General features: G+C 64.9%; 11 protein-coding genes. 5 read left to right on the top strand and 6 right to left on the bottom strand.

Annotated features, from left to right (window positions below; genetic code table 11):
- Window positions 1-19 precede the first annotated feature (19 nt).
- From FR728_RS17150 to FR728_RS19370, 6 genes are all read right to left on the bottom strand, one after another.
- Window positions 20-1375 carry an NAD(P)-dependent oxidoreductase gene (locus FR728_RS17150; RefSeq protein ID WP_149893967.1) on the bottom strand — a complete coding sequence of 452 codons (1356 nt, stop codon included), beginning with the start codon at window positions 1373-1375 and terminating at the stop codon, window positions 20-22.
- 481 nt (window positions 1376-1856) lie between these two features.
- On the bottom strand, window positions 1857-2207 hold the full coding sequence (locus tag FR728_RS17145) for a hypothetical protein (RefSeq protein ID WP_149893966.1): 351 nt from the start codon (window positions 2205-2207) through the stop codon (window positions 1857-1859).
- A gap of 179 nt (window positions 2208-2386) precedes the next feature.
- Window positions 2387-4099 (bottom strand): CRTAC1 family protein, encoded by a 1713-nt coding sequence (locus FR728_RS17140; protein ID WP_149893965.1) that lies wholly within the window; start codon window positions 4097-4099, stop codon window positions 2387-2389.
- The gene (locus FR728_RS17135) at window positions 4096-5547 is read right to left on the bottom strand and encodes a cytochrome c family protein (RefSeq protein WP_149893964.1); all 1452 of its coding nucleotides are present in this window, start codon (window positions 5545-5547) and stop codon (window positions 4096-4098) included. Before FR728_RS17135 ends, FR728_RS17140 begins: the two co-directional genes overlap by 4 nt.
- A complete protein-coding gene (locus FR728_RS17130) occupies window positions 5544-6833 on the bottom strand; it encodes an ROK family transcriptional regulator (protein ID WP_149893963.1) in 1290 nt (429 codons plus the stop codon). Before FR728_RS17130 ends, FR728_RS17135 begins: the two co-directional genes overlap by 4 nt.
- A 16-nt stretch (window positions 6834-6849) precedes the next feature.
- Window positions 6850-7008: a hypothetical protein gene (locus FR728_RS19370; RefSeq protein ID WP_188318941.1), complete on the bottom strand. Its 159-nt coding sequence runs from the start codon at window positions 7006-7008 to the stop codon at window positions 6850-6852.
- An 80-nt stretch (window positions 7009-7088) separates the two neighbouring features.
- Between FR728_RS19370 and xylF the strand changes: the two genes are divergently transcribed.
- From xylF to xylA, 5 genes are all read left to right on the top strand, one after another.
- Window positions 7089-8120: a D-xylose ABC transporter substrate-binding protein gene (gene xylF / locus FR728_RS17125; RefSeq protein WP_149893962.1), complete on the top strand. Its 1032-nt coding sequence runs from the start codon at window positions 7089-7091 to the stop codon at window positions 8118-8120.
- A 146-nt stretch (window positions 8121-8266) separates the two neighbouring features.
- Window positions 8267-9562 carry a sugar ABC transporter permease gene (locus FR728_RS17120; protein WP_149893961.1) on the top strand — a complete coding sequence of 432 codons (1296 nt, stop codon included), beginning with the start codon at window positions 8267-8269 and terminating at the stop codon, window positions 9560-9562.
- A gap of 25 nt (window positions 9563-9587) precedes the next feature.
- The gene (locus FR728_RS17115) at window positions 9588-10355 is read left to right on the top strand and encodes an ATP-binding cassette domain-containing protein (RefSeq protein WP_149894012.1); all 768 of its coding nucleotides are present in this window, start codon (window positions 9588-9590) and stop codon (window positions 10353-10355) included.
- A gap of 132 nt (window positions 10356-10487) precedes the next feature.
- A complete protein-coding gene (xylB, locus tag FR728_RS17110; protein ID WP_149893960.1) occupies window positions 10488-11939 on the top strand; it encodes a xylulokinase in 1452 nt (483 codons plus the stop codon).
- Window positions 11940-11953: 14 nt separating this feature from the next.
- On the top strand, window positions 11954-13267 hold the full coding sequence (gene xylA / locus FR728_RS17105; protein ID WP_149893959.1) for a xylose isomerase: 1314 nt from the start codon (window positions 11954-11956) through the stop codon (window positions 13265-13267).
- Window positions 13268-13290 lie beyond the last annotated feature (23 nt).

Raw genomic sequence — 13290 nt, 5'->3', positions numbered from 1 at the left:
CGGATCTCCGGTAAAAAGATTAAGCCATCAGGGCGCGGTGGATGCTTTCCGCCGCGACCTTGCCGTCTTCGACGGCAGCCACCGTCAGGTCTTCCCCACCGAGCACGCAGTCGCCGCCGGCCCAGACGTCGGCCAGGGAGGTCTTGCGCTCGTCGTCGACCACGATGCGGCCCCGCTCAATGTGGATGGCCTGGGCCGATCCGTTGAGGTCGGAGGCAACCAGCGTCTGCCCCACGGCCTTGAACACCATGTCCGCGGGCAGGGAGATGATCTCGCCGGTGCCGGAGAGCTTGCCGTCACTTTCCACGGTGCGTTCCAGCTCGATGGCGCTCACATGGCCGTTTTCGCCCTTGATCGCGTGCGGCTGGGCCCAGGTGAGGATCTTCACCCCGTTGGTTTGGGCCAAATGCTGTTCGTATTCCGAGGCATTCATCCGGTCCTGGCCGCGGCGATAGGCGATGGTCACCTCTTCCGCGCCCAGCAGGCGGGTCTGGACGGCGATGTCGACCGCCGTCATGCCGCCCCCGATGACCACCACGCGGCGGCCGACTGGCAGGGAGGAAAGATCGTCGGACTGGCGCAGGTCGGCAATGTAGTCGACCGCGTCGATCACGTTGTCCTTGTCCTCGCCTTCGAGGCCGAGAGCATTCACGCCGGCAAGGCCGATGCCGAGGAAGACCGCATCGAAGCGGCCGCGCAGGTCGGCCAGATCCAGGCCCTCGCCCAGGCGCTTGCCGGTTTCCACGGTGATGCCGCCGATGGAGAGGATGAAGTCCACTTCCCGGGCCGCGAAGTCATCGACCGACTTGTAGGAGGCGATGCCGTATTCGTTCAGGCCGCCCAGCTTCGCGCGGGCGTCGAACAGGGTGACGTCATGGCCATGAACCGCCAGACGGTGGGCGCAGGAGAGGCCGGCCGGGCCGGCGCCGACCACGGCGACCGTCTTGCCGGTCGGGGCGGCGCGCTCGAAGGGCGTCTTCTCGCGGGCATTCATGAAATGGTCGGTGGCATAGCGCTGCAATTCGCCGATCTTCACCGGCTTGCCTTCGGCCACTTCGCGCACGCAGACCTGCTCGCACAGGGTCTCGGTCGGGCAGACGCGGGCGCACATGCCGCCCAGGATGTTCTGCTCGAAGATGGTCTTGGCGGCGCCGATCTCGTTGCCGGTGGAAATCTGGCGGATGAAGAGGGGGATGTCGATGCTGGTCGGGCAGGCCTGCATGCAGGGCGCGTCGTAGCAGAAGTAGCAGCGGTCGGCCTCGACATAGGCCTCGTGCGGCTCGAGGCGCGGGTGCAGGTCGCTGAAGTTCTCAGCGTATTCTTCTGCACGCAGACGCCCGGACGCAACGTCAGGAGTGGCGTTCAACTCGGTCATTTCAGACCTCCGGAAGGAATGGCGATCATTTGTTCCCGCGCTCCCTTTCTTGACTTGAGGGAGCTGCAGTCTGGATTGGAGAAAAAATTGACCAATTAGTCAAATATTTTTATAAGCCCTTAGAAATATGAGTTTTTTTATCAGTTTTAAAACGTGAGCCAATTCATGGATTTATACTTGAAATAGGCAGTTTGATGAAAATTGCGCCAAGGGACCTTTCGGAGCATCCGCGCCCGAAATTCGGTGGTTTCCGAGGGGCTGATGCTGTCAAATCACCAACGCCCTCGACCCGGGATCCGCAAAAGAGGAGCGTCAGCGGACGTGTCATCAGACACGCCGTGAAGGGGCGTGGATTGGGGGCTTGGAGGCGGAGGAGAGGTGGAACCGGCCACGAAACATCGCGGCCCGGGCGAACCCGACCCGGCAGGATCGCTCAGGCCTCGCGGCGCACGGCTGACGGCGCAACCGTGAGCGCGAAATGTCAGCCCTTGCGGGAGGCGAGGGAGCGCGGCTCCATGGGACCGGCCTGCAGAAGGTTGGCGGGCAGCGTGGGTTCGAGCCAGCGATAGACAGTCAGAACGACGATCGAGACCGGCCAGAACAGGGAGGCCAGCGCAAAGAGTGCAAAGGCGGCACCGGCCCGGCGGGCAGGGGCCTCCGGCAGGCTGGCGGAAGCATCGGTCGGCTCCAACCCGGAGGAGAGATCCGGCTCCATCCCCTCGACGGCGATGCTGGCGCGGGTGTCATTTTCCCGCTCCAGCCGCTCAAAGGCCAGAAAGAGAAAGAAAAGGGACCCCACGGCGCCATAGGCGCCGAGCAGAAGGAACATCATGAAAAGCATCGTCTGAAATCCGCATCTTCCCAGCGTCTTAAAAGCCTCGAAACTGGGTTAACGAAGCGTAGCAGAGGGGGTTCCATGCCGCAAGATTGCGAAACACGAACAGCTCTTCCAGGACGTGCAGGGAGCGCCCGGACGCGCGGCCCGGGCTCAGGCTTTCAGGGTTCCGGGTGTCAGTCAGCCATCCAGAGCGCTGCGTTTTCCGCGTCCCGCTCGATGATCACGTGCTGATTGGCAAAGACCCGGTAGCCGTGGCTCCAGTTGCCGTCCGGCCAGCGGACGCGCACCTGCGCCCGTTCCGAGACCCCAAGCCCGAAATGCAGGAATCCGGCCTGTCCCGATGCATGGCCGCCACCGATCTGCACATCGCGAACGATGGTCCGGTTGCCGATCTTGACGCTGACCTTGGCGCCGACCCCGAAGAGGTTGGGCTTGCCGGGCTGGCGGATTTCCACGCCCAGCCAGTTGCCGAGGGGGCGCGGGGCGTCCCCGCTGCCACCGCCCACGTTGCGGAACACGCTGGCGGGGCCCGACCGGTTGACGACCACCAGATCCGGCAGGCCGTCCATGTTGAGATCGGCGATGCCCGCACCTCGTCCGCGCCGGTTCAGCGCAATGCCAGAGGTGTCGCCGGTTTCCACGAAGGTCTCGTCCCACTGGCCCAGCAGCAAGTTGTCCGGGTCATAGGCCGCGAAATCCGGCATGGCCTCCACATTGCCCTTGGCGATGAAGAGATCCCACAGCCCGTCGTTGTTGACGTCCTGGAATTCCGAGTGCCAGCCGGTGGAGGGGCGCAGGTCGTCGCCTGCATAGGGGCGATGGGCCGTGACACCCTTCTCGAAGGCAATGTCCGTATAGACCGGGACGGTCTCGTCCCCTTCGTCGTCCAGTGTCTGCAGCTTGGTGTCGCCCATGCTGGTCAGGGCATATTCCGGGAAGCCGTCGACGTTGAGGTCGATGGAGGCAATGCCCATGCCCCAGATCTTCAGGTGTCGCCAGCCATCGGATCGGCGATAGGGCCGGGGCGGACGGCCGGGCGAGACCGCCCAGAGCTGTTCCTCGCCGCCGCGATAATACTGCCGGTCGTTGGAGATCCGCAGGGCCGGTTCGCCAGAGCGGTTCCAGTCGGTGAAGAGCATGGACAGGGCGCAATAGCCGGGCGAGAGGCGGAACGGCTCGGAATAGTCCTGATGCTCGCCGCCCGAGGGGCGGAAGAGGAAATTGTCGTGGCAGGTGCCCCAGGGCGATCCGGGGGCCGACCGGTCCACATAGTTGCCCACGGCCAGCGTCGGATAGGTGGCGCCTGGTTCCCAGAGGGCCGAAAACGCCGTGCTCCATTCCCGGCCACCTTCAAAGCCGAGCGCACGATTGGCGACCTCGAAGCGGCAGGCGCCCTTGCCGCGCAGCAGCAGGTTCTCGCCCAGCCGCAGAACCACGAGGTCCATCACCCCGTCATTGTCGAAGTCGATCGGATAGGCGCCGAGCACCTTGTCCAGCCGGCTGGCTTCCACGCCGCTGTCGACCTTCTCGAATGTCAGCGCGCCGCCGGTCGGGCTCTGGTTGCGATAGAGGTCCGCCGGGTTGCTGCCACCGGCCATGAACAGGTCCGGGCGCCGGTCGCCATCGCAATCGAAGATGGCAACACCGCCGCCCACGAAGAACTCCCAGGGGCCTTCATAACGATGAGCAATGCCGGCGCTCTCGCCTTCTTCCACGAAATGGGGAACAGGCGTGATCGATGTGCGGCGCGGGGCCTCGTCGCTTCCGGCGGCCACCGCTGCGGGGGTGCCGAGAGTGGTCAGCAGCAGGCTGCCGGCCAGCGCGAGGGACAGTCCCCGGAAGCGGGATGCGGTGCCATGGGGCCGAGAGGTGGTCGACAGGGTCATTTGCCGATCTCCAGGGTTCTGAGGAAGGCAATGATCGACTGGCGGTCATCCTCGCCAAGGGCGGAATAGGCCTTGCGCGCCTCGGTCGCCTCGCCGCCATGGGCGTCGATCACGTCATGCAGGGTGGTCAGGTCGCCCCGATGGCCATAGGGCGCCGTGTTGCCGACCCCCCAGAGCTCCGCCGTGATGAACACGTCACGGGCGACGAAGCGCTGGCTCAGCAGCTCGTTGCCCAGGGTCTCGCGGGCCGCATCGGCGATCCGGTGCCGCTTCAGGTCCCCGAAGAGCGGCACCAGGGTGCGGCCCTGGTCATCCTTCGGCAGGGCCTTCACCCAGTCGAGGGTGGCAAGATCCAGCTTCAGCGGTGTCGCGACATCTTCCGGCCGCAGGGTGCCGGCGGTCTCGAAGGGATTGGGATCCTGGAAGATCAGGCTGTCGAGCGGCAGGCTCGGCCGGTGACATGTCGCGCAGCCGATGTCCGAAAAGAGCGTCTCTCCCCGGGCAGCCGCCGTCGACCAGACCTCAGGCAGATCTGTCTTGCGTCCGGGCGCGGGGAGCGTGGCCTGGAAGGCGACCAGAGCCGAGACCTGACCGACCGACAGTTCGTCGGCAATGGCGTCGCCGTCGAAATCATTGGTGCCCGTCCAGGCGGCGCCGAAGCGCTCGACGGGCTGGATGCCGGAATGCTGGTTCAGGGCATTGACCGAGAACTGGCGCAGGGAGCCGAAGACGCCCTTCTGGCCGAAGGGACGCAGGGTGAGGTCGCTGTCGATGCCGTCAAGCTTCGACACGTCGACGCGCCCGTCCGGCTCGGCGGTGATCTCACCGAAGGACACGCCCTTGGTTTCCAGCTTGCGGGTCACGGCCGCGCCGGACTTGCGGGCCTCGGTCACCACGTCGTGGCGCTGGGCCCGCAGATCTGCGGTCATTTCCCGGGCCAGAAGCTCGATCAGCCCGGCCCCCATCAGATGGGTGGTGCCGCGCTCGTTGGAGAATTGCGGGTCGGTGGTGTCGAAATCGGCGCTTTCGAAGCCTTCCGACACGAAGACATTGGCCGTGAAGTCGCCCGCGCCACCGGAAACCGGCATCGCATGGCAGCTCTGGCAGGAGTTGGCGTCGAGCCCCGACAGGCGCAGGAACATGTGCGAGGCCGCGCGCCGTCGCTTCGTCGGCACGATGGCCTGGGTAGCCTCCGGACGCCCCGCGCCATCGGCCTCGATGAAGCGGCCTTCGAAGAGATGCCGTCCCTTTTCGCTCAAGGCCTCGACGGAGAGCGACGGGTCACTGGCCAGCGCGTCATAGTCGATGGCTTCCGTCAGCACCCGCTCGTCCCACGGCCGGGCCGCCGGGTCCTCGGCGCGGGCACCCGAGGCAAGTGCAAGGGTCAGGACGGCAAGGGCCGGTCCGGCCGCACGCGGGGCCAGACGGCGAAGACGGGAAGCGCTCATCGGGTCAGTTCCTCGGCCATGGTTTCTTCTGCGGTGCTGCTGGCGGCGGTGCTCATGCCCGCGCCGCTGCCCAGCCCCCTGCCCTGGAAGGTCTGGTCGAGCCTCTCCATGCCGAGGGCGATCAGCCCGCGCCGGATGAAGTCCTCTTCCCAGGGCATCACGTCGATCACGAAGTTCTGCCGCAGATCCCGCACCAGCGCGGTCTCCAGACCCTTGCGCATGGCGTCTTCCATGAAGCTGTAGCCGCGGACGGCCGCACCCGTCAGCACGATGCGGGAGGGGTCGAGAATGGCAATCAGCCGCGCCAGGCCGTAGCCCAGCACCGTGCCCGCATCGGCAAAGGCCTTGAGCGCGGCCATGTCCCCGGCCTGTGCCTTCGTGATCAAATTGGCAAGACCTTCCACCCCCGCAACGATCTGGCGCGGATCCGTCGTTTCCGGCAGGCCCCGGGCGGAGCGCACCAGCGCATAGTCGGACAGATAGGCTTCCATGCAGCCGCGCTTGCCGCAGCGGCAAAGCGCGCCATTGGGAATGTGGTTGGCGTGACCGAATTCGGCCGCCGTGCCGCTGGCACCCGAGAACAGCCGATCGTTGATGTAGAGCCCCATGCCCACGCCATAGTCGAGCATGATCACGGCAAAGGTGCCGTTGTACTTCTCCGGCTCGATCCAGTTGAGCGCGGAGGTGATCATGTTCGTGTCGTTGGAGAGCCGGCAGTGGACGCCGAACGCCTGGGTCAGCGGCTCGATGATCGGGATCGCGCCTGAGGCGAAGGCCGGGCTCCAGCTCACCTGTCCGTGTTCCAGCTCTACCACGCCTTGGGCGGCGACGCCGATTTCCTGCAGCAGCTCCGGGTTGATGCCCGAGCGGCGGATGAGGGCGCGAATGCCGGTGATGAGATGGTCGGGGAAGGTCGTGGCATCCGCCGTGGCGCTGTCAAAGCCCAGCTGCTCGTGGTGGAAGCAGGTGCCGCCATAGTCGGCAAGCGCCATGTCGATCGTGTTGACCGTGATGCGCACCACGAGGATGCAGGCCGCCTGCGGGTTGATCTGCAGCAGCGAACGCGGACGTCCCCGGCTCTGGGGCGCCTTCTGCTCCGGTGCGTCCAGACCCTCGATGAGGCCCTGGTCCAGCAAATCGGAAGTGATTGCCGTGATGGTCGCAGGGCTCAGGCCCGTGATCTGTCCGAGATCGATCCGGGCCATGGGCCCGTTGCGGCGCAAGGCCTCCAGAATGTTGCTGCGATTTTGGCGCCTGATGTGATCCCGGTCCGCCTTCTTGCTCATCCCTCTCCGTGCGTCCTCAAGGTGTTTCCTCCAATATTGTTGCACCCGGATCCTGATGGTCCGATGGCGTCGTTCGGTGCGCCGATGCATGTTTTGTAAAACTATGTTGACAGGCCGCCCCGTTTTGAGCAACTTTTTTTCGGGCCACAAAAAAAATAATGATATAGGTGGTCATGTGGGGCTCTGAGAGGAGCCTCGACCAAAAACGAGATCAGGTGCCGTAACGAAAAGGCGGTACCGTCTGGAGGAAACATTATGCGCAAGATCGCAACCATTCTGGCGGGCGCCCTGCTCTCCGCCACTGCAATCAATGCCGCCGTCGCTGCCGACATCACCGTTGGCGTGAGCTGGTCCAACTTCCAGGAAGAACGCTGGAAGACCGACGAAGCTGCCATCAAGGCCAAGCTGGAAGAGATGGGCGCGAAGTACATCTCTGCTGACGCGCAGAGCTCTTCTGCCAAGCAGATTTCCGACGTGGAAGCCCTGATTGCCCAGGGTGCGAATGCGCTGATCATCCTCGCCCAGGACGCCCAGGCCATTGGCCCGGCTGTTCAGGCCGCTGCCGATGAAGGCATTCCGGTCGTGGGTTACGACCGCCTGATCGAAGACGCCCGCGCCTTCTACCTGACCTTCGACAACGTCGAAGTCGGCCGCATGCAGGCTCGCGAAGTCCTGAAGCAGGCGCCGGAAGGCAACTACGTCATGATCAAGGGCTCCCCGACCGACCCGAACGCAGACTTCCTGCGTGGCGGTCAGCAGGAAGTCCTGCAGGAAGCCATCGATGCCGGCAAGGTGAAGATCGTCGCCGAAGCCTACACCGACGGCTGGCTCCCGGCCAACGCTCAGCGCAACATGGAACAGATCCTGACCGCCAACAACAACAAGGTTGACGCGGTTGTGGCTTCCAACGACGGCACCGCCGGCGGCGCTGTCGCAGCTCTCGCAGCCCAGGGCATGGACGGCATTCCGGTGTCCGGTCAGGACGGCGATCACGCTGCTCTGAACCGCATCGCCAAGGGCACCCAGACCGTTTCCGTCTGGAAGGACGCTCGTGAGCTGGGCAAGGCCGCTGCCGAAATCGCAGTGACCCTGGCCGGTGGCGCCGAAATGACCGCCGTCGACGGTTCCAACGCCTGGACCTCTCCGTCCGGCACCGAGCTGACCGCTCGCTTCCTCGAGCCGGTTCCGGTCACCAAGGACAACCTGTCCGTCGTGGTCGATGCTGGCTGGATCACCAAGGAAGCCCTGTGCCAGGGCGTGTCCAACGGCCCGGCACCGTGCAACTAATCTGAAGCACACGTAAGATCTCTGCCCCGGCCACATGAGGGCCGGGGCAGTTCGTACTGGCCCCGTGGCAATGGCCATCGGCATACGAAAAGTCCGGATCATAAAAATAAGAAACGTGTGACTGGTCTCCAAACAGGAGTTTCCCGATGTCTGATGACACCCTGTCCGGGCCGAAAGCCCCGACAGCCCGCAATCTTTTCGCCGCGCTGCAGCTCGACACTCGTCTGCTCGGCATGATCGGCGCCTTTGTGGTGCTGTGCCTCGCCTTCAATTTCGTGACCGGCGGCAACTTCCTCACGCCCCGCAACATCTTCAACCTGACGATCCAGACGGTGTCCGTCGCGATCATGGCAACCGGCATGGTGTTCATCATCGTGACCCGTCACATTGATCTGTCGGTCGGGGCGCTGCTGGCCACCGTGTCCGCCATCATGGCGGTCACCCAGACCCAGTTCCTGCCGCAGGTGGTGGGCCTTGAGCTCGGTCATCCGCTGATCTGGGTCCTGGCCATCGTCGCGGGCGTCATCGCCGGCGTGATCATCGGCGCCTTCCAGGGCTGGATGGTCGGCTACCTCGGCATCCCCGCCTTCATCGTGACCCTCGGCGGTCTTCTGGTGTGGCGCAACGTCGCCTGGTTCATCACCGACGGCCAGACGATCGGCCCGCTCGACGAGACCTTCAAGATGCTTGGCGGCATCGACGGCACGCTCGGCGAGACCTGGTCCTGGGTTCTCGGCGTTCTCGCCGTTCTGGTTGCCGTGCTGCTGCAGTTCAACAACCGCAAGCGCGCCCAGTCCCACGACTTCCCCGTGAAGCCGCTGTGGGCGGAAGGCGTCATTGCCGTCGTCACCGTTGCCGCCATCCTCGGCTTCGTCGCCACGCTCAATGCCTATGAAATTCCGCTGCCGCGCCTGAAGCGCATGTTCGCGGATGCCGGCGAGACCCTGCCGGAAGGCCTGACCATGGGCTACGGCATTCCCTATTCCGTGCTCCTGCTGATCGCCGTTGCGGTCGCCATGACCGTGGTCGCGCAGCGCACCCGTCTCGGCCGCTACATCTTCGCCACCGGCGGCAACCCGGATGCAGCCGAACTGTCCGGCATCAACACCCGCTTCCTGACCGTGAAGATCTTCGCGATCATGGGCGGCCTGTGTGCTCTGGCCGGCGCCGTGGCGTCTGCCCGTCTCGGCTTCTCCACCAACGACATCGGCACCCTCGACGAACTGCGCGTGATTGCCGCGGCCGTCATCGGCGGCACCGCCCTGGCCGGCGGCGTGGGCACGATCTATGGCGCCATCCTCGGCGCGCTGATCATGCAGTCCCTGCAGTCGGGCATGGCCATGGTGGGCGTGGATGCCCCGCTCCAGAACATTGTCGTCGGCATCGTCCTCGTCTTCGCGGTCTTCGTCGACATCCTCTATCGCAAGCGCACGGGAGACTGATCCGATGGCTACTCCTCTCGTCGAAATGAAGGACATGTGCATCTCCTTCGGGGGCGTGCACGCCGTCGACCACGTGTCCGTCGATCTCTATCCGGGTGAAGTCGTGGGTCTGCTGGGCCACAACGGCGCTGGCAAGTCGACCCTGATCAAGATGCTCTCCGGCGCGTATCAGGCCGACAGCGGCGACATCCTGGTGGATGGCAAGAAGGTCAAGATCGAGAGCCCGCGGGATGCCCGCGCGCACAACATCGAGACGATCTACCAGACGCTGGCTCTCGCCGACAACCTGGATGCGGCTTCGAACCTCTTCCTCGGCCGTGAGCTGACCACGAAGCTCGGCTTCGTCGATGAGCACGCCATGGAAGCGGAAACCCGCAAGATCATGGGCAAGCTCAATCCGAACTTCAAGAAGTTCCACGCTCCCGTGAAGGCACTCTCCGGCGGTCAGCGCCAGTCGGTCGCCATTGCGCGCGCGGTCTACTTCAACGCCCGCATCCTGATCATGGATGAGCCGACCGCGGCTCTCGGCCCGCACGAGACCCAGATGGTCGCCGAGCTGATCAAGGAGCTGAAGGCCCAGGGCCTCGGCATCTTCCTGATCGACCACGACGTCCACCAGGTGAAGGCCCTGTGCGACCGCGCAGCCGTGATGAAGAACGGCAAGGTCGTTGGCATCGCCGACGTGAACAAGGTCTCTGCCGACGATCTTCTCGGCATGATCATCCTTGGCAAGTGTCCTCCGGGCGTGACCCCGGGACCGGGTGCCATCTCTGACGATGAGGCAGCTGCCTGAGGGCAGTTCGCCGCAGACAGCGGGGGGCCGGTTGACCGGTCCCCCCGTTCTGCGCTAGGGCACGTCGCACGGAATTTCTGGAGCCGGATCTGATCCGGCCCTTTTTCAGATCATTTTTGAGGAACGCACCTCATGTATATCGGTCTCGATATCGGCACCAGCTCGGTCAAGGCGATCCTGCTGTCCGAGGACCAGTCTCTCGTGGCTCAGGCCACCGCCGACCTGACGGTGGAGCGGCCCCATCCGCTGTGGTCCGAACAGGACCCGAAAAGCTGGTGGGTTGCCTGCCTGCAGACCATGGACGACATCGCCCGCAAGGCCCCGGCGGAAATGGCCGCCGTCAAGGGCATCGGCCTGTCCGGCCACATGCACGGGGCAACCCTGCTGGATGCGGCCAACGAACCGCTGCGCCCCTGCATCCTGTGGAACGACGGCCGCTCCGCCCGCCAGTGCGCCGAGCTGGAAGAGCGTGAACCGCGCTTCCTGACCCTGGGCGGCAACCGGGTCATGCCCGGCTTCACCGCGCCGAAGCTGCAGTGGGTGCGCGAGAACGAGCCGGAGATCTTCGCAAGGGTCGCCAAGGTTCTTCTGCCGAAGGACTACGTCCGCCTGTGCCTGACCGGTGAACACGTCGGCGACATGTCCGACAGCGCCGGCACCCTGTGGCTGGATGTGGCCAGGCGCGACTGGTCGGACGACCTTCTGGCCGCAACCGGCCTCACCCGCGATCACATGCCGCGCCTCGTGGAAGGCTCCGAGGTTTCCGGCACCCTGCTGCCGGAACTCTGCATTCGCTGGGGCATGGAGCGTGCGCCGGTTGTGGCCGGTGGCGGCGGCGACAACGCCGCTTCGGCCTGCGGCGTGGGCGCGGTCGAGCCGGGCACCGGCTTCGTCTCTCTCGGCACCTCGGGCGTGGTCTTCGTCACCAACGACAAGTTCTCTCCCAATGTGGAGAGTGCGGTCCATGCCTTCTGCCATGCGGTGCCCGGCACCTGGCACCAGATGGGCGTGATACTGTCGGCCACCGACAGCCTCAACTGGCTGGCCCGGACCCTCAACGTCACCCCGGCCGAGCTGACGGCGGAACTGGGCCCGGTCGACGGTCCGTCGGACGTGCTGTTCCTGCCCTATCTCGGCGGCGAACGCACCCCGCACAATGACGTGGACATTCGTGCCGGCTTCTTCGGCATCGGCCACGCGACCGAGCGCAAGCAGCTGACCCATGCGGTGCTCGACGGCGTTGCCTTCGCCCTGAAGGATTGCATGGCCGCCCTGGAGGCCGCAGGCACCCGCGCAACGCGCCTGACCGCCGTGGGCGGCGGCTCCCGGTCGCAGGTCTGGCTGGAGATCATCGCCAGCCTGCTGGACGTGACCATCGACGTTCCGGCCGACGGCGACTTCGGCGCCTCTCTCGGAGCCGCCCGTCTCGGCCAGGCCGCCGCGCTCGGCACCACCGACGGCATCTTCACCGCGCCGCCCATCCGGCATTCCATTGCTCCGCGCGCGGACCTCAAGGACACCTATGCCAGCGCCTATGCCCGCTGGAAAACCCTCTACCCGGCCCTGAAACAGGCCGGCTTCTAAGGAGCACCACCCAAATGAGCACCGGATTCTTCGGCGATATCGCCAAGATCGCCTATGAAGGCGCCGACAGCACCAACCCGCTGGCCTTCCGTTTCTACAACCCGGACGAGATCGTCATGGGCAAGCGCATGGAAGATCACATGCGCTTCGCCGTGGCCTACTGGCACAACTTCGCCTGGCCGGGCGGCGACCCGTTCGGCGGCCAGACCTTCGAGCGTCGCTGGTTCCCGGCCGACAGCATGGAGCTGTCCAAGCTCAAGGCCGACGTGGCCTTCGAGATGTTCACCACCCTCGGCGTACCCTACTACTGCTTCCATGACGCCGACGTGCGTCCGGAAGGAGAGACCCTCGCGGAAAACACCAGGAACCTGAACGAGATCGTCGATTACTTCGCCGAGAAGCAGGCCGCCACCGGCGTCAAGCTGCTCTGGGGCACGGCGAACCTCTTCTCGCACCGCCGCTACATGGCGGGCGCGGCCACCAACCCGAACCCGGACATCTTCGCCTTCGGCGCCGCGACCGTGAAGACCTGCATGGACGCGACCCACAAGCTGGGCGGCGAGAACTACGTTCTGTGGGGCGGCCGTGAGGGCTATGAAACCCTGCTTAACACCGACATGAAGCGCGAAGACGCCCAGCTGGGCCGCTTCCTCAACATGGTCGTCGAGTACAAGCACAAGATCGGTTTCAACGGCACGATCCTGATCGAGCCGAAGCCGCAGGAGCCGACCAAGCACCAGTACGACTATGACGTCGCGACGGTCTATGGCTTCCTGAAGCGTCACGGCCTGGAAAACGAAGTGAAGGTGAACATCGAGCAGGGGCACGCGATCCTGGCCGGTCACTCCTTCGAGCACGAGCTGGCGACCGCCAATGCTCTCGGCATCTTCGGGTCCATCGACATGAACCGCAACGACTACCAGTCCGGCTGGGACACCGACCAGTTCCCGAACAACGTTCCGGAAATGGCGCTGGCCTATTACGAGATCCTGAAGGGCGGCGGCTTCACCACCGGCGGCACCAACTTCGATGCAAAGCTGCGTCGTCAGTCCCTCGACCCGCAGGACCTGCTGATCGCCCACATCGGCGGCATGGACTGCTGCGCTCGCGGCCTGAAGGCTGCGGCCCGCATGCTGGAAGACGGCGTGATCACCTCCTTCGTCGAGGATCGCTATGCCGGCTGGAACGCACCGGAAGCCCAGAAGATGCTGAAGGGCGAAACCACCCTGGAAGAGATCGAGGCCCGCGTTCTGGCCGAGAACCTGACCCCGCAGCCGGTCTCCGGCCGTCAGGAATTCCTGGAAAACGTGGTCAACCGCTACGTCTGATCCGCAAGTTCCGGATCCCGGCC

Origin of the sequence: Roseibium aestuarii (genome assembly GCF_008477545.1) — a bacterium.
GTDB classification, from domain to species: Bacteria; Pseudomonadota; Alphaproteobacteria; order Rhizobiales; family Stappiaceae; genus Roseibium; species Roseibium aestuarii.
This window is presented reverse-complemented; position numbering and strand designations above follow the sequence as displayed.

Bases quoted from the DNA above. Each gene is read 5' to 3' on its own strand.
- FR728_RS17115 (WP_149894012.1), top strand. From the start codon at position 9,588: ATGAAGGACATGTGCATCTCCTTCGGGGGCGTGCACGCCGTCGACCAC.
- FR728_RS17135 (WP_149893964.1), bottom strand. From the start codon at position 5,547: ATGAGCGCTTCCCGTCTTCGCCGTCTGGCCCCGCGTGCGGCCGGACCG.
- xylB (WP_149893960.1), top strand. From the start codon at position 10,488: ATGTATATCGGTCTCGATATCGGCACCAGCTCGGTCAAGGCGATCCTG.
- FR728_RS17140 (WP_149893965.1), bottom strand. From the start codon at position 4,099: ATGACCCTGTCGACCACCTCTCGGCCCCATGGCACCGCATCCCGCTTC.
- FR728_RS19370 (WP_188318941.1), bottom strand. From the start codon at position 7,008: ATGACCACCTATATCATTATTTTTTTTGTGGCCCGAAAAAAAGTTGCT.
- xylA (WP_149893959.1), top strand. From the start codon at position 11,954: ATGAGCACCGGATTCTTCGGCGATATCGCCAAGATCGCCTATGAAGGC.
- FR728_RS17150 (WP_149893967.1), bottom strand. From the start codon at position 1,375: ATGACCGAGTTGAACGCCACTCCTGACGTTGCGTCCGGGCGTCTGCGT.
- FR728_RS17130 (WP_149893963.1), bottom strand. From the start codon at position 6,833: ATGAGCAAGAAGGCGGACCGGGATCACATCAGGCGCCAAAATCGCAGC.
- FR728_RS17120 (WP_149893961.1), top strand. From the start codon at position 8,267: ATGTCTGATGACACCCTGTCCGGGCCGAAAGCCCCGACAGCCCGCAAT.
- FR728_RS17145 (WP_149893966.1), bottom strand. From the start codon at position 2,207: ATGATGTTCCTTCTGCTCGGCGCCTATGGCGCCGTGGGGTCCCTTTTC.
- xylF (WP_149893962.1), top strand. From the start codon at position 7,089: ATGCGCAAGATCGCAACCATTCTGGCGGGCGCCCTGCTCTCCGCCACT.